This window comes from Peribacillus sp. NPDC056705, from assembly GCF_043656335.1.
Map to the genome: position 1 here is coordinate 66,228 of NZ_JBHTYI010000015.1, position 25,053 is coordinate 91,280.

Consider the following 25,053-nt stretch of genomic DNA (forward strand, 5'->3'; position numbering starts at 1 on the left):
CGAAAGGAACGAAGAAGGATGACAAGAATATTAATAGTCGATGATGATGCACATATTCGTGAACTAATAAACCTGTTGTTAAGAAAAGAAGGATTTGATCTCTATGAAGCCGCAGATGGCCTGCAAGCATTGGCATTAATGGAGAAGGTAAAAATCGATTTGGCAGTCATCGATATTATGATGCCTAACATGGATGGATGGCAATTATGCAAAGAGTTAAGGGAATTTAGTGATATCCCCATTTTAATGCTGACTGCAAAAGGGGAAACAACACAAAAAGTAAAAGGATTCGGTCTTGGGGCAGATGATTATCTTGTAAAACCATTTGAACCGATCGAATTGGTGCTTAGAATAAGGGCATTATTAAAGCGGTATAAAATCACTATTTCACAAACATTAAATATCGGCGGATTAAAGATGAATCGCAACACACATGAACTGTCATTCAAAGACCAGGAATATACGATTCCATTAAAAGAATTCGAATTGTTGTTTAAATTAGCAAGCTATCCTGGAAAAACATTCTCCAGGGAAAATCTTATTGAAGACATTTGGGGTTATGATTATGAAGGTGATGAACGAACTGTCGATGTCCATATTAAAAGAGTGAGAGAACGGTTTCCAGAATCAGATTTCCCCTTCCGCATTAAAACGATTTGGGGATTGGGTTACCGTTTGGAGATAACGAGATGAGAAGCGATCGATTTTTCAAACGAACACTTGGCATACTGTTTTTTCTTACGTTTATTTCAATTTGCTTTTCGACTGGTTACTATATCATTCAACTATTGCCATTAAGGTTAACCGATTATGTTCGGTATCTGGCCACAATCATGACAAGCATCGCAATCATGATATTCATTGGTTTTCTTATCCAGGTCATCCATCACAAAAAACGGGTAAATATTTACCTCGAGATCATAGATGCCTTAAGGAAAATAGCAAATGGCGATTATAATGTACAATTGGATTTTAAAATGGACAAGAAAAATGAAATGACCGATATCATTAACCACTTCAATCACATGGCCAAGCAATTGAAGCAAATGGAAGAGATGCGACAGGAATTCATCTCTAACGTCTCACACGAAATACAGTCGCCCCTAACCTCCATTGTAGGATTTGCCCAAGCTCTTCAATATAATAAGCTGACAATCGAAGAACGAAATCATTATCTTCATATAATTGAGACAGAGAGCAGGAGATTATCTAAATTAAGTGATAACCTTCTAAAGCTTACATCCCTGGAATCCGCGCACCATCCTTTTGAAAGGACAGATTTCCGGCTGGATCAGCAAATACGTACGATTATTTTGGCTTGTGAACCGTCTTGGATGGAAAAAGAACTCGAATTGGATATATCTTTAGAAAAGATTCGAATTTTTGCAGACCAGGATTTAATGAGCCAGGTATGGACAAATTTAATACACAATAGCATCAAATTCACCCGCCATCGTGGAAAAATCACGATCCGATTACAACAGATTGATGACCTGGAATCCATAACGATATCCGACAATGGCATTGGCATTTCCGAAGCGGACCAGTTTCATATATTTGAGCGATTCTATAAAGCCGACCTGGCAAGGGAACGCTCAAAAAGCGGGAGCGGTTTAGGACTATCCATCGTGAAAAAGATTATTGAGATGCATGAGGGGACCATATCCGTGAAAAGTGGACTCGAAAAGGGAACGACTTTTACGATACTGCTTCCTATGTATAGATATAATAAAATTGTTTGATTTTTATCTGAAATAGTTAGAGCCTTGCTGCAATTGGCACGCAGTAAGGCTCTTTAAAATTGTTTAATTTTGATTAATAACTGACAAAACGGTGATGCATTGCAGATGCGGCTGGTAAATATCTGTTACGTGTATTTTTTTGCCTTCAAATTGTACCCTTACCCCAATAGTATAGAACCACTTTTAAGGTTTTTCAGTTGAATTACTACCATATGGTTTTATATGTATTGGTTGCAAAATGATTGCATATTTCATTCCATTTCTTCTATAAGTTCCGTTACCTGACTATTAATGGCTTCTTCTATTTGTATCTCTTCTTCAATATTACTTATTTCCTCTTTTGTTCCTGCTTCTTCCACCAATTCTTCGAAATCTTCAGACGGTCTTTCATAATTTTCAGTATCTTTATTATATATGAACTTAGACTTATACGTTCCAATAAAATAATAGTAATCAAAACCTGTTTGAATTTCTTCTCCAATATTATTTGACAAGAACGCTACTATTTCATCACCAGGAATTGATGGCTTATGTCCATCTGGAATAAGAAAACATACTTCATCAAGCTGCTCTTCTGTCGCATCCGGAAATTTGTCTGCCATTCCTTGTTCCCTAGCGGTAATTAACCCTCCATCTTCTAATAACAATATCTCCTTCCCTACTAAGCTTTCATCGCCTTTTATGACTTTATTTACTTTTAAGGTAACTTTTGTAAATGGAGTTCCGTATCCTACTTCCTCCATATAATATACATAGTTCTCAGTTGCGGTGACAACGCCTTCAACAGCTATATCACTGACAGTAAGCAACTGTTCAGTATCCTCATATGAAACTGCAAATGCTAAAGATTCTTCGACAATAGTCGCCCCTTCATATGAAACACCACTATAGCTCTCTAGCTCATCATTAGTTTGATTTCTTTCAGCGTTATTCTCTACAGAAGAATTCAGAGCACTGGTATCTTCTGTACTCTTTTTTTCAGCTTCTCTAGTTGAATTACTGCAACCTACCAATAAGCTTAAAATAAATACACTAGAAATCATTAACTTTATTACTTTCATTTAAAAACTCACCCCTCATCTTCACAAAAATAAAAAAATATTTTATCACTACTTTATTTGTAGATCGAATTGATTTCTTAATTGATGACCTTTCCGATTAATATAAGTAGTTTATACCGTTATATTCATCTTTTCTTGGATATTGAATACCTAAATCATAAGCTTTATTGACACCTGCATCCATCAATTGCTTACTTGTATGATTCAATCCAAAAGCATGACCTATTTCATGACTTATGGTTGTTTGTAAATATTGCGGATAATTATTTATCATTTGTTTAGATATTTCAATCTTTGACCAATACCAGTTTTGTTTCTGTGGATTTATATTTGTTGAGTTGACATACGAATAATTTTTTCCATAAACACCAGCTTCTTTAAAAGATGTAACCTGATATATATCTATGGTACTTGAAGACTTAACGGTTGTTTTTCTGTATGAAGTTGGCGTCAATATACCAGCATATTTAGAAGAATATATCCATCTATCAAATGCATTATTAATTTTGGTGGTTAGCCCACTAGCACTAGAGTCAACGTAATAAAATTTAGTGCTCTTACCGTAATTTCCAATACCTGATGACATCTTATGACCACTGAATGTCGTATAAGCATTAGCGCTAGCTGGAATTAAAAAAACTAGAATAATACTGAATAATAAAGTGTTCTTTACAACGTTTTTCACACTATCCTCTCCTCTTTTAAAAATGATTGAATATTTTTTCGTTTTACTTATACAAATATAAAGTTAGATATCACCATGCCTATGCGGGCAAGATTAGATAATTTCCTTCATTATTTCTAAGACACACTTATTTTTAGTAGACTGTTATTTTTCGTCTCTTTGTCAATAGTTGGGGTGGGGCACAATAAAGGGTGTAATGCCAAGACTAAGTAGCTAATAAGTTTACATCAGCTCATCAATTTCAAATTGTTTTTCCTGAACCATATTGCTTTCTGCTTAGTTTTTGGATTTTTCTGATAATTTTTCCCGTTTGGGAAATAAGTGATCTCATATCGATACATACGAGATTTTACACGCCAATTTAATTTACAGTAATATCGATAATCAATGTCTGTATGGCAACCATTGTAAGTATACTCAAATTGATAACTTTTTTTAGACACCGTTGATTATTGCAATAGATAGAACCGATATAATAAAATTGTTTGATTTTTATCTAAAATAGTTAGAGCCTTGCTACAATTGGCACGCAGTAAGGCTCTTTAAAATTGTTTAATTTTGATTAATAACTGACAAAACTGTGATGCATTGCAGATGCGGCTGGTAAACGTAACTGCCACAAAAAAAGTGGCTGCCTCCATCTTTTCATCTCTTTATGATGAATATGATGAACATCAGAACACATGGTAAGCCTACCACTAATAAAACCCAAAGGAAATAAGTGACATTTGAATGCAAAGTTTGCTCTGTACCCATTCCGTATCCATACTTTCCCTTGAATTCAGCCTGATTGGAATTATCATTGGTATCTACTAATTCCGCTTTAACGATGACACGTTTGTCCGTATCGATCCCCGTAACATCACAAGTGATCAGAGTAAGTTCAGGACTTCGTGTATCTGCAATAACACTAACGTCCGTCTCATGGACAATCTTCTTTTCTTTCACTTTATAGGTGAATATTTTCCGTTTATCCGATATATGGATATATGCGCCTTTTTCAATCTTTAATAAAGGCCCAAACAACAGGCGGTCATCTCTCATATGATGCCCAGCCAGCACATAATTTCCTTTACCCATTACTTGACCGTTTGTAACTGTCGTGGCACCTACAAGTAAATTTTGTGTATTCGTACCAAGTAAGATCGGTAAAGATACTGTATCGCCCTCAATTACTATTGCACCTATCACGTCTTCTCGTTTCACTGAAGAAATATTCGCTAATACCTTTAGAAAATCGGGAGCTTCTATACTCGCATTCTCAGGAAAAGGCTTTTTATTATCAACATTATCTTGGATTTCCTCTTCAGAAAAACTAGCTATATTGTATTTTGTGATTTCCTTTTTGATCATCGCTTCTTGTACCCAAGGGGATAGAACCAACAAAAATCCTATTAATAAAAGAAAAAAGAATGAAATGGTTGTTAAAACATCACATATTATAACTTTCTTTTTTTTTAGCATCTCAAATATGGAATCATATAACATCATTCGATTTATTGGCTATTTGTTCTTCATTCTCATCATTCTCTTTTTTCTTTCTTCGCATAAAAATAACACATAATATTAAGGCTAATAATATGACGATGCCCCCTATTATTACATAAAGCCACGTATAATCCTTTTGAATGGACACATCACTATCATTAAGCTTCTTTGCTAGACCCCCATCAATCTTAAAATTACGCTTCCAATGCCATTCTTCTCCCATGGAGGCAGCGGTCATTTCCAATGTATATTCACCTGCCTCAAGCCTTTCACCATGCAGTGAGATCGGATAATCAAAATTAGAGTTTGGGGCCATCTGCATGCCCTCTTTATTAGACTCGTACATGACTTGGCTATCTCCCTTTTTGGTCACTTTCGCTTTCACGGTCATTTGATTCATATACATGGGCATGATATTTTGGATATTAGCATTGATTACGTTTCTTGCATTTATTTGATCTGGAAACACGTCATTCAATTGAATTTCCGGTTTGACTTCATTTTCATTTTCCCTTAATAAAATGGCGACGACATAGGCAAACTCGTTTTCAATGGACAAACCTTTATTATTCTCATTCTCTTTTTGTTTATCACCAGTACCTTCAGTTTTCTCCTGAAGGATTATGCCACCAGCTAATACACCATCTAAATCTTCTTTTGGCATCACTACATCCATTTTTACTTTGTAGTTTCCTTTAGCTGGAATGATAATTTCCTCTTCCGTCTTCACTATGTCTTCCATCTTGTACAGCAAAGTCGAATCCGATTCTATATCATTCTCTCCATATTCAACTACACCATTAAGGTTTGTCGTTGCACTATGGATAAGCGGGTTTATGTTAACATCATTCTCTGTATCATTACGCAAGTTGATTTCCAGTACTTGTTTTTGTCCTGGCTTCATCATCAAATCAAAATATGTCTTTTTTTTATCCACTTGATTTTTTGGAATGACTGTCTCCACGGCAAAATTGAATTCCGCAGCCGAAGCCTTAAGGATAGAAAAAGTGAAAATGATGGATAGGCAACTTACTAGTAATAAAATGAAAATGGAATTCTTTTTCATATGACAGCACCTCCAAGTTGATGCGCGGCTTACTTTACAATGTATCTCTTCATTTATTATACAAACACCAACTTGTAACACCATTTGCAGGGGCATCTGTTAGCAGTATTATTAAAATATCAAGTAGGTTAATTTGATAAGGTTCTTTGACTATCTTCATCCATTTTCATTCATTTGCTGGAGTATCTTCCAATGACCATTTGATCTTTGCCTCATATTCCCCGACTCTAGCTTCTCCAGCCTTCGCCTCGACAAACAAGCCATTTTTTGTGTCTCCGTACCATAAGTCATTTATATATAGTGGTTCATCGTCGGTACTAAGATGTTCATAAATTAGCGATCCTGTATTTGAAAGAACTGTGTCACTACCATTATTTGAATAAACCAGAGTTAACGTACTATCATAAGCAGAGTTATAAAGTTCATCCACTAGGGCTGCTTTCAGCTTCCAAGTGGATTTATGTTTCCGATCATCCTGTACACCAAGTTTCTGATTCATCGATTCAATTTGATAGCGTTTAGATTGTGGAGATATTGGAACATCACTACCAAATGATAAAGAGTCAGGGGCAAGCAATGTTAAACTTCCTGAGTATTCCGCCACTGTAAATAAAGGACCTGCTTTAAAAATGGCATCATGGTATTCAATAGATACAGTCGGGTTTACATTCCCCATACTATTGTTCGTTATTGGAATATCGGATAACCCTGTAATTTCACCGGTATTATCATTCAGTAATATTTGTACGGTTTGGCCTACAGCCAATGGTGTTGGTAAATCAATGGTCCATGTTCCATTTTCCGCGACTGTCGTTTTAATTAGATTCCCTTCAGCATCCTTTAACGAATCCCCATCCACTTCAACAAGGACAGTTGCTCCCACCTCATCAGCAGTTCCAGTTATCTGATATGTTCCTTCTTCAATCTCTTGAAGTGATACCTCTGCCGGTGTTGGGGGGGTTACATCAAATACTGTCGTTTCGGATTGTCCATCTTGTAACCAAGGCCCTCTTGTTGCTACTCCAGACATCTTTTGGCCGCCCACATTAAAAATCGAATCCATATACTGCACATAGCCATTTGCATCCGTTTTTAAATCCCGATGAACTATACCATGTGTATCAGTGATATCAACACTGGCCTGATTCTCGGAAGCATATACATCCATATAACGAACGACACCGTACTCATCCAGGCCATCATTATCAGGTGTTTCCCCGATTTTCACCCTTGCCTTAATGGTTAAATCAGCATCTGTCACTGGTTCAAACTCTAATATAGGTTTTGTATTCACTCCCGCAATTCGCCTATAGTACGTTGTATTGAACCCAGATTGTAATGCCGGTTCAGAGGAGACTACCGTTTGACGGCCGGCTGTACTAGAATGACGGCCGGTAGCAGTAAAGTTTTCGACTGCCGCATATGAAAAGTCGGATGGCCCCAAAACGTTACTGCCAGTTTTCCATAAATCGATATCGGATCCATTGATTTCAAAAGTATTCGCATATCCTGTTGCAGAGGTATTTGCCCCCAAACCAACCGCGGTATTATTTCCTCTATTCCGCAAATCATATTGTTTCGGATTATCCAATGTGAAGCTATTTCCCCTATGGCTGGTAAGAGGCCCTAAATTAATTAATGGCATTGAACTATTCCCAATAACATACAATTCCGCATCTGGAGCAACATGGAAAGAATTATTGCTTGAATAATATTCAACAACAGATCCAGAAGTTTGCCTGCTTGTTAAATTAACGTAAGCACCGCCTTTTACAGTAAATGAACCATCTCCATAATTGAATCTAACAGCATTTCCGGGCATGTTGATATCTAGCTTAGCGTTTTCCCCTACCGTGATATCTTTGTAATACAGATAGACTGCGGGATAGGTTGTCCCTGTTGTTTGAGATTGAGTTAGCTGAACAATACTTTCATCACCGATTGTAAATTCCCTGGATTCCCCAGTATCGCCTGATCTTGCAGCGGACTCGTAATAAAATGTCGAAAAATTATAATAATTCACATTCCCGCTGTACTTCGTGCCATTTTCCATTTTGAAGCTACCCAGATAGAAATTTTCGGCGCGTGTATCAATATTCATTTCTCCATAAACCGTTACTTCGGCATATGTAGCCCTAGCTAGTCTTTGTACGGAGGGCTCTGTAGTAATATTTCCAAATCGGTATTTCCATTTTCCTGTGTAAGAGGCATTAAGCCTTGAGCCGACTATATCTTCTGAATATCCACTTGCATAGTATTGTGCCAATACGATATCGTGCATATGGAAGTTACCCATACCATTGGTTGGATCCCCTAAATAAATGGATGTGTTTCCAAAGGAAAGCCTATGTCCATTTCCGTTAATCTCCAAATCTCTGGTTACCTGGTAAGTCCGTAATCCTAGAGTATCTCCAGAAGCACTTGGATTTTCAATATCTTTAGTTAAAATTATTTTAGATATGGAAGTGTTTTTCACCGCAGCTACAAAAGTATCCCAACTATCAACGTCTATTTCGTCAGCGGATAAAGCAGCAGCCATAATATTGCCTTCAACACTTTTGGAAGGATCCACTTCTGGAAGATCTTCTTCCTCTTTGGCTATAGCTTCATTATCCTGTTCCTTCTCTTGATCACTCTGATCAATTGATGCATCCCCTTGATCAGCATCTACATTTTCACCATCTGTTTTTTCATTTTCTCCCACAACTTGGCCGGATTCTTCAGGCTCTTCCTTTATTTCTTGATCATCAGCCTTTTCCTCATCTTCTTTTATCGTTCCCCCCTCTATATCTGGTACATCCTTTTCTATGGCCTCTATATTTATGATGATCTCATTTGATTGGTTCCCATCAGATGTCGAAACTACCACAAAATTCCCGGCATTTTGGGCCTGAAAGAATAAATGAACTTCATTTTCACCTATTTGTTGTTCACTATACGCTATATTGACTTCTTTTTTAGCAGATTCATAATCCACCATGGGTGGACTACCATTAGTTTGTAATGATTGCTTTGTAGCATCTTGGTCATATGCCAACCCTTCAGGAACTTTTACTGAAATAATTCCAGCTTCTTCTATGGTCGAGTTCACTTCTAGCCTTATTTGGTCACCTAGACTTACATTACTTTGTTCCGATGATAGCCTTACAGTAGCTGCGGCGGCTGCGGACTTAAGATTGAAAAAACCATTTATATTCATTTGCTGCAGAATAATAACCAATATGATGCCCCATACCCCTATATATGAATAATCCTTTAAAGCCCTTCTGGATCTCCGTTTATATGTTAGACGTCCTTTTCTCATACCTATGTTTCCACCTCTATTCCCATTGAGTGTTGTTCATGATCTTCCGCTCAATAATATTCCAGTTTAATCTAGTGTAATATTCTACAAGTCATAAAATAGTGATACACCGTATTTAATTCCTACGATGTATCATCTTCTCTATGAATGCACCACGGTCACTTTAATTTGCCGGTGTGTCAGTCAGAATCCAGGTAAGTGTCGTATTATACTCCTTTGCATATTTTGTCGTACTGCCTGGAACTGATAATTGAACACTTTTATCCATGTTGCCATCATCTGCTTTACCAAAACGAGAAACGTAAGTACCGGCACCTTCAGCATCTTTTGCTGCCACCACTATTGATGGTGTCCCTGGTACTAAGTCGATTTCAGCAGGGACTGTACTTGGTACTGGAGAAGTCGAAGATGTGTTTACATCATTATTCAAGATTTTTATGGCTGCACCATCCAATACATCATTATCAGTGGTTTCGAACTGTGCATCTTGTCGTACTTGCAGTGTCCAGCCTGTTTCAGTACCTCTATTATCACTGACTTGTACATAATTAGGCCGTAACTCCTGCGTGGTCCCTCCTTGATCATCCGTAATATTGACTTTTTGTGCAGCAGAATTATAAACCATGTCTTGTGTTGTGATTTCCTGAGTGCCAAAATCAAATGATGAAGCGAAATCAATGCTTAATGGACCACTTGTCCCTGGATTTGGAGCAGGTTCCGGGTTAGCCTCTTCACCTGGGTTTTCTGGGTCAACTGGAGGTGTAATACCTGTATATGGCGAAAATGTAATGGTACCGCCAGATTCATATTCTCCGCCTTCTGCTGAGGCTCCTTGTCCTGCTATTCCGAAACCTGTGACCAATAACGTTGAAGCAACAAGATATTTTGCAATTCTCATAGTGAACTCCCCTTTTATTAGTTTAGTTATTTGTCGGTGAATCCGTTAAAACCCATGTTAGTTTTGTACTGTATTCGACTGCATCCTTAGGAGTGCTTCCAGGTACGGATAATGTAATCGCAGTATTTTTAGCCTCACCGTCCACATTTTCCACTGTCCCAAAAACATCAAGCCATTTTCCTGCACCAGTATTCTCAGCCGCTGTCATCACTAATGATTCGGCTCCTGAGGAATCTAAGGTGATATCGGAAGCGGTAGGCGCAGTTACATTTTCCATATTTGTTACTGGCTCACCATCAGTGAATTTTATTTCAGCTCCTGTCAGAACAGGGTTCAGTGTAGCATCGTTTTCAAATTGGCCTTCCTGTTTCACTTTTAAAGTCCAGCCTGCATTGCTCCCGCGATTATCCGAAATCTGAACATAATTGGCTCTATTTCCCTGAGTGACTCCACCTAGTTCATCTGTGACGTTAACTTTCTGGGGCGCTGCATAATATACTTGATCCACGTTTGAAATTTCATTTTCGCCAAAGTCTAAACTTGAAGCGAAGTCGATACTTAATGGACCATTCGTTCCTGGGTTTGGATCCGTACCATCCGGATTTTCAGGTTTCACCTCTTTATCTGGATCATTCGGGTCAACCGGCTTCGTGATTCCTGTATACGGTTTGAACTTCACTGTACTAGAGGAATTATACTCCCCTCCATCTGCCGCAAATGCCGAAATTGAACCGCCTAAAATTAATGATGTTGCTAAAGCCGAGCCTGTAAGTACTTTCAACCGTTTTTTCAATGTATTTCCCTCCATGACTTTTATTTATCTATAACTCTTAATGACTTTCTTTGTAAAAGAAAGAAAGCTAACAAAATTACTAGAGCCCCCAAAAACATATTTTGAGTGCTCGATTGATCACCCGTTTGGGGTAATTTTTCAAGCCCTGCATCATTTGATGCCCCATTTTCATTTGATCCATTTCCAGATACACCTGATTCGGGGGATTTATTACTGTCAGAATCTTTTTTATGAATATATTCTCCATAAAACCCTACATTTGAGTCAGAACCATATGAACCGCTTGATTCGGCATGTACATTTGAAAAATTTGTTCCGAGTAAAACTATTAATATACTTATATATATAATTGATTTTTTCACATTCCACCCTCCTTCAATCATTTAGTGGACTTTCTTCCATTGCCATAAAAATGATGCCATTTAGATTGAAAATAAGATGATCCTAAAAGACTATCGCGGAAAAACCTGAGATTTTCCGGTTCTTAAAATCCACTACCGACCCTTGTCAAGAATAAGACCTTGTTCGACATTCTTTCCGATTGTTTGGCTTCCCGTTATTTTTCACCTCTAATCCTATAGAAATTCTTCATGATGCCGCAGGGTTTCTACAACCCATAATAATTACAGTTCATCGCGATATACAAGAGAATGAAGTGTTCATATTTAGTACCTTAATTAAGCATTTTTCGAAAAATGCCAACTATTCCATCGTTGATATTCGAATGAATAATCGGATTTTTTCAAATTCGGTTATTGTTAAGTACAATATATGAACTCTGTATCAAGCAAGTAAAAAAGATACCGCTTACCATGGGCGGATTACCTTTCAAGTTCATACTCCGTTCTTCCTACAGCACAATATTCACTTTTTAAGCCACGATACTCACCATTTTTATCCCAATACCAATCAGGTACGGCACTTTATTTCTCTATTAGCCATTGGAACCGATTAAAAGCATGATTGTGCAGTACATGATGATCTGGAGGAACCGTTTCCTAAATATGTAAGTTTGAGTTTTACACCATGTACCATAATCTCATTCCATATTTTCCGAAAACATTAAAAAAAACGATAAATTAGATGACGGTTCATTGCTATTCATACGGTTTTAATGTCATTAAAAAGTGGGGTATTTCCATTTCTGTGGCAATAAATGAAAAGAATGAAAAGAATGAAAGGTAGTTTCATTGATAAAATTTTATTATTTTGCCATTCTAGAAGATGATGTTTCTAGTATAAAAGGAATAGGTAATAAGAATCACGAAGGCGATTGGAGTTTTTATAACGTTTTAGAGTGAGGGGAAGTGATTGGATGTATAACTTTTTAGATCGTTCAGTTTATCTAAAAGTACGGATTTTAATCTACTTGCATTCAATAAATCAATTTTGTTCCATTTCTGATATCGCAAAAAACTTAAAGGCATCAGATAGGACCATCCTAAAATTTATTGACGAACTAAAACATGACTTGAAAGAAATTGGACCAGAAGCAGAAATCATTGAACGTGAGCATAAAAACTTTTATTTAAAGACAGAGGATAATTTCTCAATCAAATCGGTCGAGAGGCGGTATTTAGAACATTCTTTAACATATAAGGCGTGTGATCAGATATTCTATAACAAGTTTGGTGACATACATGCCTTCTCAAAAAAGAATTATACAAGCTATGCATCCATGTACAGACGAATCAATAAAATTAAACCGCTTTTAGATCAGTTCAAATTACAGTATACAACACAGCATATGGCGACTTTCAATGGTACGGAAAAGCAATTTCGATATTTCTTCTACTTGTTTTATTGGAATTCATGCTGGGGCGAGGTTTGGCCATTCTCATCTGTCAACAGGGAGCAAATCCTTGGGATGCTAAAAGGAGACAGGGAAAACATCCCTGAGCATGTGTTGTATTGGCTGGCCATATCCATCACTAGAGCTAAGTTGGGGTTTATCATTGAAGAAGATCCCACCTATGAATCATTCACGAAACATCATCATTTATTTAAATCATTTTCAAGATTGGCAGAACCTCTATTTAAAGAGTTAACAACATTAACGGAAGAGCAAATCACTTTAGAAATGGTGTTTTCCTTTACTGCAATTAGTTGTTTTGAATTTTATGATAAAAAAAATCCCCAAATCAGTTTAATCATGAATTTTGCCCAGCATCATAACCAAGATCTTTTTGTACAAACGACCATACACTGGTTGGAAACTTTCATGGAATTCTTTTCGATGGAAATTCACGCGGAAGAGTATGGTGCCTTGTTTGCCAATCTATTATACCTTCATTACTATACTCAGATTTTTGATGGGCCTACCTTTCTATTTAAAGAGGATCCATATAAGATAGCTTTTGAACAGGATTCCCCTAATCAAGTGGAATTAATGAACCGTTTCTATGATCAACTTGCCAAGAAAAAGACGCTTTCGAGAATATTGAAACATCGGGAGAGATTATTGGGTAGGTATCATGGATTACTGAAGCGCACAATTAATTTTAAAGTGGACAACAAGCCAATCAAGATTAAAATCTTTTCAATCCTGGAAGAAAATCCAAGCGAATATATCATTAATCAAATAAAAAGGATATCCAGTCATATTCAACTCTGTAACGAAGGTGAACATCCTGATTTAATAATCACTGATCGCTTATATATGTCTATTGAAAAATATGATGCAGAAGTATTTGTGTGGAGTTCCGTTCCAAAAAGAATTGATTTTGAGAGACTTAGAGACTGTATCGAGAGATTGCGCTTGATTAAATCACCGTAACTATCGGTTTTTTTAAGCTTTTGTACTTAAAGAGAGGAAATCCGCACAATCATGCACCGGAATAATCAGGAGTACAGAGAAAGAAACTCGTAATCTACACTGAAACACTGTCTTGCCTTGGAAGACTATGCCCTTCAATTGCCATTAACTCCATTAATATCAGTATGGACAACTTTTAATACACATTAGTATTACATTCACCCGCCAACAGAGAAAAATCACGATTCGGTTACATCAGATTGATGATACAGCATCCTTAAAGATTTCAAATAATGGAATTGGCATTTCAGAGAAAGACCAATTTCACATATTCGAGCGATTTTATAAAGCTGACCTGGAATGGGCGTGCTTAATTAGTCTATCCATCGTGAAAGGATCATTGATATGCATGATGGGAATATATCCGTGAACTCGCAAAGGGTTAGCATCCTGCTTCCTATTTCATGAAGAGATTCGTGATTCGATAAAAACAGCTGCAATGGCAGCTGTTTTTAAAATCTATTTGTTGGTTTAGAGTTTGATTAAGATTAATTTCACTCTAAATAATCCGATTTTTTTATTTCCGCCAAAAAGTTGAACAGTCTGCCTTATCCAAAATATTAAACTCGATCATTCTCTCAAGTAATGAGTAATCAACCGGACGATCCCACTTGATACGCACCAACTGCTTGGTGTGATCATAGCCAGCCTGCATGATTTCATCAGAGAAATGATTAATCCCTGCTATTTCAGGGGCCACAGCCAAATGATGTTTGGCTACACTAAAGCCAATGATATATGTGCCATGATCGGTAAACATAGGTTGATTCCACGCGATTTTCGGAATTAAATTTGGATATTCGTTAATTACCCAAGCCAAAACTTCTTCCGTTCGGTCCCGATGTTGCGGGTCATCAATCTTCGCTAAAAATTCTGCAAAAACTTCCATGTCATTCTCTCCTAAAATTGAAATTTTTTTTGAATAATGTCATTTTCCCTTCATCCGTATCATAATCAATATGTATTAAACGACTTCATTTACACTGCACACCGATTCCTCGGTCTTCTTTAATCCACTTGTCAACTTGAGAGGTTCTAGTTCTTTTAGACATAAAAAAACACCCCTTTGGCTAATCATAGCCAAAGGGGTGAAGCTTCGCAACTCTTTATAGACAGTTAATCTTTATTCAGATCTACATAACATACATTGCATTCATTCCTACTTACTCAACAGTTACACTTTTCGCAAGATTACGTGGTTTATCCACGTCACATTCGCGATGCAAGGCTGCGTAGTAAGCAATGAGCTGCAGCGGGATAACAGAGATAAGGGGTGTTAATAGTTCATTCACTTCCGGGATGACGAAACGGTCATCCTCTTCTTCAAGCCCCTTCATGGAAATGATGCAAGGGTTTGCGCCACGGGCAACCACTTCCTTTACATTACCACGGATGCTTAGGTTGACGCCTGCTTGCGTAGCAAGGGCTATGACAGGTGTACCTTCTTCAATCAAGGCGATCGTTCCATGTTTAAGCTCTCCGCCAGCAAAGCCTTCCGCCTGGATGTATGAAATCTCCTTCAGCTTAAGAGCCCCTTCAAGCACAACATAGTAGTCAAGGGAACGGCCAATGAAGAAGCAATTTCTCGTAACGGACAAGTATTCACGGGCAATGTCTTCCATCTCTTCTTTCGAATCACATAGGGCTTCCATTGCTGTCGCAACGATTCCAAGCTCTTTTACAAGGTCGAAATCATACTCCATGTTACGGAATTGGCCAGTTACATTTGCTAAGATGGATAAGACTGCAACTTGAGCTGTGTACGCCTTTGTGGAGGCTACGGCAATTTCAGGGCCAGCATGCAGCAAGAGCGTATAATCCGCTTCACGTGACAATGTAGAGCCAGGTACGTTCGTGATGGTCAGGGCTTTATGACCAAGGGCTTTGATGGACACTAACACGGCACGGCTATCTGCAGTTTCACCACTTTGTGAAATGAAGATGAATAGCGGTTTTTTCGATAATAACGGCATATTGTAAGTGAATTCCGATGCCACATGGACCTCAACCGGAATTTCAGTCATTTTTTCGATGAATTGCTTACCAATCAACCCTGCATGATAGCTAGTTCCGCAAGCGATGATATAAATACGGTCAGCCTCACTTACAGCTTCAGTAATGCTATAATCGATTGCAAGTTTACCTTCTTCATTTTGGTATGCTTGAATGATTTTACGTATGACAGCTGGCTGCTCGTCGACTTCTTTAAGCATATAGTGCGGATACGTACCTTTTTCAATATCACTTGCATCCAGTTCAGCAGTGTACGGAGCACGCATGACTTCTTCGTTGGAAAGGTTCTTGATCGTTACCTTTTCTTTTGTCACGATTACCATTTCCTTATCCATCAGTTCAAGGAATTGATCTGTGACTTGCAACATGGCCATTGCATCAGAAGCGACAACGTTAAAGTCTTTTCCGACACCGATTAGCAGCGGGCTTTTATTTTTTGCGACTAAGATGGTTTCATCATTTTCAGCATCCAATAGGGCAATGGCATATGAGCCCTCCAAAAGAGTGAGTGTTTGACGGAACGCCTCTTCCACTTCCATGCCCTCGTTCACGAACTTCTCTATGAGTTGAACGATGACTTCCGTATCCGTTTCGCTTTTAAAGGCAACATCCTTCAAATATTCACGTTTTAGAATCGCATAGTTTTCTATGACCCCATTATGAACTAAAGTCAATCGACCTGAATTACTTTGGTGAGGATGGGCATTTTCACGGCTTGGCACACCATGGGTGGCCCAACGCGTATGTCCTATTCCGGTATGTGCCATAGTAGTTTCATCAACGGCTCCGCGTAAGTCCGCGATTCTTCCCTTTTCCTTAAAGATTGTAACGCCTGCTTCATTTCTCACAGCAATCCCTGAAGAGTCATAACCGCGGTATTCAAGTTTTTCAAGACCTTTTAATAAAATTTCCTTTGCATCGTTAAGTCCAATATATCCAACAATTCCACACATAATTTCTGTTCCTCCAACCGATTCGAGGGAACAGGAATGCACGGGGGCATCCCTGCCCCCTCATCTCTGATATATATTTTTTATAAAGGAAAATGCTTTAAAGCACTTTTTCCCTTTGTGCATTTCCAGCCCTTTGTGCAATAAGTTGCCCTACTGTTTTAAGATTGGAATTACTGCGGCTGTGCACTTCAGCCGGGAGGTATCCGCCGATCATTCGATAAACCTCCTCCTCGTCAACTAAGCCATTTCTCGTCCAGACTTAGTTCAGGCGCTTTTATGAATCCGTTCCTTGTCTACCCTCCTTTTCATGACAACGATTGTTGTAAATCAGGATAATCATACCTTAAACAAGGGACATAGGTCAATTCTTTATTACCAAGACCTATAAAAAGAACTTCTTTATAAAAAATATGCATAAAAGGAAATTTCGTTCCTTTTATGCATAGGATTAGTTATTCATTCATACCCATTTCCGCTCTTACCACTGCGACAATGCGCTCTACATAATTAGTGCATTCCTCAGCTGTCGGTGCTTCAGCCATTACACGGACTAGCGGTTCAGTACCGGATGGTCTCACCAAAATACGACCGTTCCCGTTCATTTCCGCTTCGACTGCCTTGATGACTTCCTGTACCTTTTCATTATCGGTTACAGCGTGTTTATCGGTAACTCTGACATTGATCAGCGTTTGTGGATATTTCTTCATCTCGCCAGCGAGCTCCGATAAGGTTTTTTTTGTGTCACTCATGATGTTCACAAGCTGCAGGCCCGTCAATAAGCCATCGCCTGTCGTGTTATAATCCAGGAAGATGATATGTCCGGATTGTTCGCCGCCAAGGTTATAGCCGCCCTTTCGCATCTCCTCGACCACATAGCGATCCCCCACTGCCGTCTGGGCGCTTTGTATACCATACTCTTCAAGACCTTTATAAAAACCAAGGTTGCTCATGATCGTAGAAACCACTGTTCCCTGTTTCAGACGGTTATTTTCTTTTAAGTATTTCGCACAGATATACATGATTTGGTCGCCGTCCACTATATTCCCTTTTTCATCTATCGCAATGACTCGGTCTCCGTCACCATCGAATGCAAGTCCGACATCCGCACCTTTTTCTTTTAAGAATTCAGCAAGTGCCTCAGGGTGGGTGGAACCTACCTTATCATTAATATTCAAGCCATTGGGCGATGCTCCCATCGTAGAGATGTCTGCATCAAGATCTGCAAACAAATGCATGGCCAAGGCAGATGTCGCCCCATGTGCACAATCAAGAGCAACATGAATGCCTGTAAAATCTTCATCCACTGATTGTTTCAAGTACTGGAGATACTTTTGCCCTCCTTCGAAATAATCGTTCAAATGGCCTAAATCCCCGCCTACAGGGCGTGGCAGTTCATCCTTTTCCATATCTAATAGTGTTTCAATTTCCGCTTCTTGATCATCGGATAACTTAAATCCATCCGGTCCAAAGAATTTAATCCCATTATCCGCTACCGGATTATGAGAAGCGGAAATCATGACACCGGCTTCAGCACTTAAGGCCTTTGTTAAATAGGCAACTCCCGGTGTCGAAATGACACCCAGGCGCATCACTTCAGCTCCAATGGATAAAAGACCGGCAACAAGCGCACCTTCCAGCATTTCACCTGAAATTCGAGTATCGCGTCCTATCAGCACTTTGGGTTTTTCTGTATTTCTAGTAAGCACGTAGCCACCAAAACGGCCTAGTTTAAATGCCAACTCCGGTGTTAATTCGCTATTCGCTATACCCCTGACTCCGTCTGTTCCAAAATATTTACCCATCTTTATCGCTCCTTCTTCGAATCGTTACTGAATTTAATGATGATGTTAAAGGAAGGTCATGTCTCTTCGTCTTTCTGTGTGATGGTGACCGAAATCGTTTTAGAATCCAGTTCCCATTCCACTCCCTCAGGCACTGTTACCGCCAAATCCACATCATGCGTACCTTCATCTAAATTACTCACATCTACTGTAAGATTAATGTCGTCTTTAGTTATTTTCTTCAAATCATCCGCCTCACCAAGCAAAGTGATGCTAGTCACATCGGATTCTAATTCGGCATTTTGGTCATCCTGTATGCCCACAGGCACTATTTGTATATTGTTGAAGGTTTTAGACTCTATGGCAGCCGGTTCATCTTCTTTCTCTTCTTCTTTGACTACTTGTTCTTCTTGTTTTTGTTCGGTTTCTGGTTTTTTCTCTTCCACGACTGGCTCTGCATTCTCTTCATCCACATCAACTTTCTCTGTACGAATCCTGACCTTTGCCTTACCCAAGGACATTTTTTGTACACTTTCCGGTTTATCAAGATCGAGTTCCAGTTCTGTATCCCCATCAATTTTCGAGATATTTACAGGAAGATTTACTACATCTATTTTCTCAAGGTCCGTTTCCGAACCAAATAAGGTGACCTCTTTCGGGTCGACACTCATACTCGTGATCCTGATGCCATCCTTTGCCTTGCCAGTTTGCTTCGGTGCTATCGACACCGTCTTGGAAGGAATGCTCACTTTTAAGGAAACTGAAACAGTAGATGGCTCGATCGTCACATCCAGCTTATTCAAGTCCCTGTCCAGGGCTTTTACGGTTGCCTTGCCGTTCACCGTTTCGTTAAGCCCCTTACTTATTTCAAGGTTTGCCTTTACATAGGAAATTTGTTCAATCGCATCTTTAGCACCCGTTATTTTGACAGTTTTCGGGCTGACTGTTGGCTGGCCAGCAGTATACCCCTCTTCAAGTAAAGAGCTATTATACTCGGCTTCAACGGAGAATTCCTTCGTCACCCGTTCCTGAACGTTGACTTCTGCATATTCCGGATCGATCGTTGCCACTAACTTTTCATTCAAATCACTTATTTTAAATGTGACAGTTCTGTCCCCCATTGAGATTGCAGGATCGGAAAGGTCTACATACACTTTAAAGTCCCTTTGGTTTTTCGCATTGATCAATAAGCTTTTTGCTCCCTTTAGAGTAACATCAACCGTCTCCGGCACTCCGCTCACCACTAGATTCTCACGGTCATAGTACACTTCGACCGGTACATTTTCAATGGTCTCTGTGCTGATTTCAGGGGCAGTCGATAAACCAAGGGATTTCTTATCCGACTCCATCTCAAAGTTAATGGAAATGAACAAAAGTGCCGCCAAGGCAAAAGCTACGATTCTCATAAACCAAGCACTATTGGTGAATTTATCCATTCTTTTTCCCCCTCCAGTTAAAGATGCTTGAGGAAGTTGATTTGATGTTTTCCACTACCAGTTCACTTGTAAGCATGGCCTTAAATGATTCTTGATTCAAATCGCGGTAAAGTTCCCCGTTTTTAGTGACGGATATCCCTCCCGTTTCCTCTGAAACGACAATCGTAAGACTATCCGTAACTTCACTCATGCCTATGGCTGCCCTATGCCGCGTTCCAAGTTCCTTTGATATGAATGGACTCTCTGATAATGGCAAATAGCAAGCTGCAGCTGCCACCTGGTTATTTTGTAAAATAACTGCGCCATCATGGAGCGGCGTATTAGGGATGAAGATATTAATGAGCAGTTCTGAAGAAATATAGGATTTTAGAGGTATCCCCGTTTCAACATAATCCCCTAGCTCCGTACCTTTTTCTATCGTAATCAAGGCTCCGATCCGCCTTTTTGCCATATAGGTGGACGCCTTTAGGATTTCTTCGACTAAACGCTCTTGCTGATTCTCTTCCGGAACGGTGCCCCTTGCAAAGAGCTTCCCGCGTCCTAATTGTTCAAGTGCCCTTCTCAGTTCAGGTTGAAAAATGACGAGAATCGCCAATACTCCCCAATTCATGACTTGTGCCATTAACCATCCGAGTGTATTGAAACCAAACAAGTTGCTTAAGCTTTTTACAATGACAATTACAAAAATTCCTTTTAGCAGCTGAATAGCCTTCGTACCCCGAATAATAGTTAACAATTTATATATCACAAACCATACAAGGAGAATATCAATGAAATTTACTACATAGTCCCAAACAGTCAAGTTGGTTAAAGACATGTTGTTTCCTCCAGTCAGTATTACTCCAAATGCAAATTACAATCTTTATACGATAACCTTAATAGTATACCATTTTTTAAATGATACATCTAAAAACTAGTGTGAGAAATTTACATAGGAAAAACGAATCATGTAAAAGGATTCCCTTCCCTTAAAAAATAAAGCTGAGCGAAGTCACCGTAAATGAAAAAACGGTGCCCTCTCCCAGCTTCTATTCCTTATTCCTTTTTCTCCTCTTTAGCAGGAACTAACGAGGTTGCAGTATCCTTTACTTTATACCACATCCACTCAAAAGCCTGGTCAATAACATGGATGCTTCCAGTCACGTTCCCTGCTTTAGACATATATTTATGCCCATTTATGACTGTCACATCACCCTCTACTTCTCCATCTATTTGAATGTTACCATTTTGAACTACCACATTCCCTTTGATTGTCTCACCCTCAGGCACAATCACCGTTTCACCTTCGACCACTAAGTTAGGCTGCTTTGATACTGAAAAATGTTCGTCCTGATTATAAGTGGAAAAAACAGATCCTGTCATCAATATGATGAACATCGCTGCCGCTGTCATGAAGGGATGGCTTTTGAACCAACGTTTGGCACCTGTTGTTTTCGTTTCCTTCGGCAATTGAGCCATAACCTTTGCTGTAAAGTTATCCGGGGCCTTTATATGGGAAGTGCTTTGTACAAGAGCGACCGCCTTTTTCATTTCATGAAAGTACTCCCGGCATTCAGCACAGTTATGCAAGTGCTCCCGTAAAACTTCTTTATGCTCCGGTTTGATGTCCTCATCTAAATAATCATGCATATATTCAATGATTTCCTCATGGCAGTTCATTTTTCTCACCTTCTTTTTATAAATGGCGTAGTTGTTTACGCAAGGCTTCCCGACCACGATGTATCCTCGTCTTAACCGTACCGACCGGCAAATCGAGTATTTCACTGATTTCCTTTAGGGATAACTCTTCAATATACTTCAATACAATTACCGATCGGTATTTCTCGGGCAATTTCATTATTTCCACTTGAATGGTTTCCTGTAGTTCTAAAGATTCAACCTCTTCCTCGGGTTTCGCCATATCCGATGCAATTTGGGAATACATATTCAATCCCTCTGTTCCTGCCACCTCTGCATCTAAATAGTAATCCGGTTTTTTCTTGCGAAGCCGGTCAATGCAAAGATTGGTCGCAATCCGGTATAACCATGTAGAAAATTTCATTTGTATATTGAAACTTCGAATATTCACGTAGGCCCTTACAAAGGCCTCTTGTGCCAAATCTTCTGCTTCTTGCCTGTTTCCGAGCATCCTGAAACATATTTGGAACACTTTGTCCTTGTATATTTCGACAATTTCCCCAAATGCATTATGGTCTCCCTTTAATACTTGATTAATTCTCTCTTTAATGAGTGCATCCATTTTCCGGTATTACCCCCGCTCATGCGGCTATACGATTACTACGAATCGTAAGCTAAAAGGTTTCAAAAATTTAATACATTAATTTTAACAAAGTTTTACATTTTATGTTTAAGAAAAAAAAAACAGGGCTATATAGTAAGAAATTGTAAAATCTAAGGGAGTGTTTCTCTATATGACTGCAGAACAAATTTTAGTCCATATTGAACAATACAGACAGAAAATGATGTTTTTGGCTTCCCGTTCTTCGATGGTGGATAATGAAGTTGTTGAAGTTAGCAGTAAACTGGATTCTTTAATCATCCAATACATCCATTTAACTAAAAATGGAGATCTCAATAACAGAAGTGCCCACAAGTGAATATGGATTTACGATTGCAACCAATTATCTATAGATATGTTCCTGTTACATACGCCCTAGTAAATAAACCTACGTCTTCTAGCATATAAAAAACAGTAACCCATTACAAGCCGGTTACTGTTTCTTTTATTTTTTCAGTTATAATAATTTTTCTCCAAATAGCGAACCCATTAGGGCCACGGCAACGATCGCCGTCTTATTCCGCTCATCTAAAATTGGATTCACTTCAACGAATTCTGCTGATGTAATCAAGTTGGATTCCGCAAGCAATTCCATGGCCAAATGACTTTCCCGATAACTTATACCACCAATTACCGGTGTCCCCACTCCTGGTGCATCTGCTGGGTCAACTCCATCCAAATCCAATGATAGGTGGACGCCATCCGTTCTTTCCCTTAAGTAATCAATGCATTCTTCCATGACCCTTGTCATTCCCATGCGGTCGATCTCATGCATCGTGAATACTTTAATCCCTTTCTCACGGATAAGTTCTTTTTCGCCTTCATCCAATGACCTTGCTCCAATTATTACGATGTTTTCCGGTTTCACTTTTGGAGCAAAACCATGGATATTGATTAGGTCCGGATGTCCAAGCCCAATACTGACAGCTAGGGGCATGCCGTGTATATTCCCTGATGGTGAAGTATCCTCCGTATTTAAATCCCCATGTGCGTCGTACCAAATCACACCCACATTTTCATAGTGCTTTGCGACTCCTGCCAGTGTACCTATAGCTATGGAATGGTCTCCCCCCAATACAAGCGGAAAGGAACCCCCCTCTATTATTTCATCAACTTTTGTTGCTAACAGGGAGTTACCCTTCGCTACAAGCTGTAGGTTTTTTAGATTTGTCCCAGGCTCATCTGCGTTTTCAGGACGCCCTACAATGATATCTCCTAAATCCTCTACTTCTATATTCAACTTTTCAAGACGCTCGATAATCTCTGCGCAGCGAATGGCACTAGGTCCCATATCCACCCCGCGCCTTGCTTGACCAAGGTCCATAGGCAGACCGATGACGGAAATTTTCTGAATAGGCATGCAATTCCCCCTTTTCATCATTTTATATCGTATATGCCGGTTGGTTCAACTCGACATTCCCATGTATAAAGATGCACGTTCCTATCACATATGTTATTTGTGACATAAGAACTTTCTAGGGATTAGCTTACCCAAACATGTCTTAAACAAAAAAAAGTCTTAAACCACTTTTGGCTTAAGACGTAAGTTTTGGTGTATGTAGTTGATGGTGGAGCCTAGCGGGATCGAACCGCTGACCTCCTGCGTGCAAGGCAGGCGCTCTCCCAGCTGAGCTAAGGCCCCTTTTAAGTGATTTAAAATTTATTAAGCGGAAGACGGGATTCGAACCCGCGACCCCAACCTTGGCAAGGTTGTATTCTACCACTGAACTACTTCCGCAAATGGCTGGGCTAGAAGGGATCGAACCTTCGCATGACGGAATCAAAATCCGTTGCCTTACCGCTTGGCTATAGCCCAATATATGATATGCAATGATTAATGTTCAACAAAATAAAAAGGTGGTAATCATATATTTCCCCAATACAGAGAATATATAACTAATCCACAGGATTTTATTAAAATGGTGGAGGGGGGCAGATTCGAACTGCCGAACCCGAAGGAGCGGATTTACAGTCCGCCGCGTTTAGCCACTTCGCTACCCCTCCGCAATATATGGTTGTAAGTGGTGCCGGCAAGAGGACTTGAACCCCCAACCTACTGATTACAAGTCAGTTGCTCTACCAGTTGAGCTACACCGGCAAGTAAAGAATGAAATGGTGGAGGATGACGGGATCGAACCGCCGACCCTCTGCTTGTAAGGCAGATGCTCTCCCAGCTGAGCTAATCCTCCGGATTTAAAATGGTGACCCGTACGGGATTCGAACCCGTGTTACCGCCGTGAAAGGGCGGTGTCTTAACCGCTTGACCAACGGGCCGATCTGTTTTGCGTTCATAGATAGATTGGGAAGCTCCCAAGCGGATTCGAACCGCTGACCTCTTCCTTACCATGGAAGTGCTCTACCTACTGAGCTATGGAAGCATATGGCTCCGCAGGTAGGACTCGAACCTACGACCGTTCGGTTAACAGCCGAATGCTCTACCACTGAGCTACTGCGGAATAATATAATGTTTCCTAAAACCCATTTAAAAGATTTAAATGAATAGCCTGGCAACGTCCTACTCTCACAGGGGGAAACCCCCAACTACCATCGGCGCTGAAGAACTTAACTTCCGTGTTCGGAATGGGAACGGGTGTGACCTCTTCGCCATCATTGCCAGACTATATTCATTTTTTGAAGAATTTTCATTCCTTCAAAACTAGATAATAAGAAGGTATTTCATTTTTTAAAAAGCGTTGGTTAAGTCCTCGATCTATTAGTATCAGTCAGCTCCACATGTCGC

21 protein-coding genes, 9 tRNA genes and 1 rRNA gene are annotated in these 25,053 nt (G+C 39.4%); 5 read left to right on the forward strand and 26 right to left on the reverse strand.

Annotated elements, in window-relative coordinates:
* Positions 1–18 precede the first annotated feature (18 nt).
* Together ACFRAK_RS17780 and ACFRAK_RS17785 are read left to right on the forward strand one after the other, a co-directional pair.
* Positions 19–693 (forward strand): response regulator, encoded by a 675-nt coding sequence (locus ACFRAK_RS17780; protein ID WP_394572174.1) that lies wholly within the window; start codon positions 19–21, stop codon positions 691–693.
* A complete protein-coding gene (locus ACFRAK_RS17785; protein WP_394572175.1) occupies positions 690–1,742 on the forward strand; it encodes a sensor histidine kinase in 1,053 nt (350 codons plus the stop codon). The genes ACFRAK_RS17780 and ACFRAK_RS17785 overlap by 4 nt, the downstream gene beginning before the upstream one ends.
* A gap of 251 nt (positions 1,743–1,993) precedes the next feature.
* Here the strand turns inward: ACFRAK_RS17785 and ACFRAK_RS17790 are convergent, their stop codons facing one another.
* From ACFRAK_RS17790 to ACFRAK_RS17825, 8 genes are all read right to left on the reverse strand, one after another.
* Positions 1,994–2,803 carry a hypothetical protein gene (locus ACFRAK_RS17790; protein WP_387604669.1) on the reverse strand — a complete coding sequence of 270 codons (810 nt, stop codon included), beginning with the start codon at positions 2,801–2,803 and terminating at the stop codon, positions 1,994–1,996.
* Positions 2,804–2,900: 97 nt separating this feature from the next.
* Complete coding sequence (locus tag ACFRAK_RS17795) at positions 2,901–3,488, reverse strand: zinc-dependent metalloprotease family protein (RefSeq protein ID WP_377400670.1); 588 nt, start codon at positions 3,486–3,488, stop codon at positions 2,901–2,903.
* Positions 3,489–4,133: 645 nt separating this feature from the next.
* On the reverse strand, positions 4,134–4,841 hold the full coding sequence (locus ACFRAK_RS17800; RefSeq protein WP_394572176.1) for a class A sortase: 708 nt from the start codon (positions 4,839–4,841) through the stop codon (positions 4,134–4,136).
* Between the two features lie 124 nt (positions 4,842–4,965).
* Complete coding sequence (locus tag ACFRAK_RS17805; RefSeq protein ID WP_387604665.1) at positions 4,966–6,042, reverse strand: WxLIP family cell surface protein; 1,077 nt, start codon at positions 6,040–6,042, stop codon at positions 4,966–4,968.
* A gap of 166 nt (positions 6,043–6,208) precedes the next feature.
* Positions 6,209–9,346, reverse strand: coding sequence for a pectate lyase-like adhesive domain-containing protein (locus ACFRAK_RS17810; protein ID WP_394572177.1), 3,138 nt, complete (start codon positions 9,344–9,346; stop codon positions 6,209–6,211).
* A 163-nt stretch (positions 9,347–9,509) separates the two neighbouring features.
* Positions 9,510–10,244: a WxL domain-containing protein gene (locus ACFRAK_RS17815; RefSeq protein WP_387604661.1), complete on the reverse strand. Its 735-nt coding sequence runs from the start codon at positions 10,242–10,244 to the stop codon at positions 9,510–9,512.
* 22 nt (positions 10,245–10,266) lie between these two features.
* Positions 10,267–11,037 carry a WxL domain-containing protein gene (locus ACFRAK_RS17820; RefSeq protein WP_387604659.1) on the reverse strand — a complete coding sequence of 257 codons (771 nt, stop codon included), beginning with the start codon at positions 11,035–11,037 and terminating at the stop codon, positions 10,267–10,269.
* A gap of 20 nt (positions 11,038–11,057) precedes the next feature.
* Positions 11,058–11,399 carry an LPXTG cell wall anchor domain-containing protein gene (locus ACFRAK_RS17825; RefSeq protein ID WP_387604657.1) on the reverse strand — a complete coding sequence of 114 codons (342 nt, stop codon included), beginning with the start codon at positions 11,397–11,399 and terminating at the stop codon, positions 11,058–11,060.
* Positions 11,400–12,352: 953 nt separating this feature from the next.
* Here ACFRAK_RS17825 and ACFRAK_RS17830 point away from each other — a divergent pair.
* Together ACFRAK_RS17830 and ACFRAK_RS17835 are read left to right on the forward strand one after the other, a co-directional pair.
* Positions 12,353–13,813, forward strand: a complete 1,461-nt coding sequence (locus tag ACFRAK_RS17830) for an AcpB/EbpR/MafR family transcriptional regulator (protein ID WP_387604656.1) — start codon at positions 12,353–12,355, stop codon at positions 13,811–13,813.
* A 190-nt stretch (positions 13,814–14,003) separates the two neighbouring features.
* Positions 14,004–14,222 (forward strand): ATP-binding protein, encoded by a 219-nt coding sequence (locus ACFRAK_RS17835; RefSeq protein ID WP_387705138.1) that lies wholly within the window; start codon positions 14,004–14,006, stop codon positions 14,220–14,222.
* Between the two features lie 147 nt (positions 14,223–14,369).
* Here ACFRAK_RS17835 and ACFRAK_RS17840 read toward each other — a convergent pair whose 3' ends face one another.
* From ACFRAK_RS17840 to sigW, 7 genes are all read right to left on the reverse strand, one after another.
* Positions 14,370–14,741 carry an iron chaperone gene (locus ACFRAK_RS17840; protein WP_387604654.1) on the reverse strand — a complete coding sequence of 124 codons (372 nt, stop codon included), beginning with the start codon at positions 14,739–14,741 and terminating at the stop codon, positions 14,370–14,372.
* A gap of 274 nt (positions 14,742–15,015) precedes the next feature.
* The gene (gene glmS / locus ACFRAK_RS17845) at positions 15,016–16,818 is read right to left on the reverse strand and encodes a glutamine--fructose-6-phosphate transaminase (isomerizing) (protein WP_387705130.1); all 1,803 of its coding nucleotides are present in this window, start codon (positions 16,816–16,818) and stop codon (positions 15,016–15,018) included.
* Between the two features lie 452 nt (positions 16,819–17,270).
* Positions 17,271–18,620 (reverse strand): phosphoglucosamine mutase, encoded by a 1,350-nt coding sequence (gene glmM / locus ACFRAK_RS17850; RefSeq protein ID WP_387604650.1) that lies wholly within the window; start codon positions 18,618–18,620, stop codon positions 17,271–17,273.
* Between the two features lie 56 nt (positions 18,621–18,676).
* Positions 18,677–20,035: a CdaR family protein gene (locus tag ACFRAK_RS17855; RefSeq protein WP_387705132.1), complete on the reverse strand. Its 1,359-nt coding sequence runs from the start codon at positions 20,033–20,035 to the stop codon at positions 18,677–18,679.
* Complete coding sequence (gene cdaA, locus ACFRAK_RS17860; RefSeq protein ID WP_137020543.1) at positions 20,028–20,852, reverse strand: diadenylate cyclase CdaA; 825 nt, start codon at positions 20,850–20,852, stop codon at positions 20,028–20,030. The genes ACFRAK_RS17855 and cdaA overlap by 8 nt, the downstream gene beginning before the upstream one ends.
* Positions 20,853–21,070: 218 nt before the next feature.
* Complete coding sequence (locus tag ACFRAK_RS17865) at positions 21,071–21,694, reverse strand: zf-HC2 domain-containing protein (protein ID WP_387705134.1); 624 nt, start codon at positions 21,692–21,694, stop codon at positions 21,071–21,073.
* A 16-nt stretch (positions 21,695–21,710) separates the two neighbouring features.
* Positions 21,711–22,274 (reverse strand): RNA polymerase sigma factor SigW, encoded by a 564-nt coding sequence (gene sigW, locus ACFRAK_RS17870; RefSeq protein WP_063236211.1) that lies wholly within the window; start codon positions 22,272–22,274, stop codon positions 21,711–21,713.
* A 172-nt stretch (positions 22,275–22,446) separates the two neighbouring features.
* Between sigW and ACFRAK_RS17875 the strand changes: the two genes are divergently transcribed.
* The gene (locus ACFRAK_RS17875) at positions 22,447–22,632 is read left to right on the forward strand and encodes a Spo0E family sporulation regulatory protein-aspartic acid phosphatase (protein WP_394572178.1); all 186 of its coding nucleotides are present in this window, start codon (positions 22,447–22,449) and stop codon (positions 22,630–22,632) included.
* Positions 22,633–22,770: 138 nt separating this feature from the next.
* On the opposite strand, the gene rocF is transcribed toward ACFRAK_RS17875, so the two are convergent.
* The 11 genes from rocF to rrf all read right to left on the reverse strand — a co-directional run bounded on the left by rocF (position 22,771) and on the right by rrf (position 24,931).
* Positions 22,771–23,673, reverse strand: a complete 903-nt coding sequence (rocF, locus tag ACFRAK_RS17880) for an arginase (protein WP_387604645.1) — start codon at positions 23,671–23,673, stop codon at positions 22,771–22,773.
* A gap of 206 nt (positions 23,674–23,879) precedes the next feature.
* Positions 23,880–23,955: transfer RNA gene (locus tag ACFRAK_RS17885), tRNA-Ala, on the reverse strand.
* A gap of 24 nt (positions 23,956–23,979) precedes the next feature.
* A tRNA-Gly gene (locus ACFRAK_RS17890) sits at positions 23,980–24,051 on the reverse strand.
* A gap of 3 nt (positions 24,052–24,054) precedes the next feature.
* Positions 24,055–24,129: transfer RNA gene (locus tag ACFRAK_RS17895), tRNA-Gln, on the reverse strand.
* A gap of 104 nt (positions 24,130–24,233) precedes the next feature.
* A tRNA-Tyr gene (locus tag ACFRAK_RS17900) sits at positions 24,234–24,317 on the reverse strand.
* A gap of 18 nt (positions 24,318–24,335) precedes the next feature.
* Positions 24,336–24,411: transfer RNA gene (locus tag ACFRAK_RS17905), tRNA-Thr, on the reverse strand.
* Positions 24,412–24,426: 15 nt separating this feature from the next.
* A tRNA-Val gene (locus ACFRAK_RS17910) sits at positions 24,427–24,502 on the reverse strand.
* 10 nt (positions 24,503–24,512) lie between these two features.
* Positions 24,513–24,587 (reverse strand) — tRNA-Glu (locus ACFRAK_RS17915).
* Positions 24,588–24,618: 31 nt separating this feature from the next.
* A tRNA-Thr gene (locus tag ACFRAK_RS17920) sits at positions 24,619–24,691 on the reverse strand.
* A gap of 3 nt (positions 24,692–24,694) precedes the next feature.
* Positions 24,695–24,769 (reverse strand) — tRNA-Asn (locus ACFRAK_RS17925).
* Positions 24,770–24,815: 46 nt separating this feature from the next.
* Positions 24,816–24,931 (reverse strand): 5S ribosomal RNA (gene rrf, locus ACFRAK_RS17930).
* Positions 24,932–25,053 lie beyond the last annotated feature (122 nt).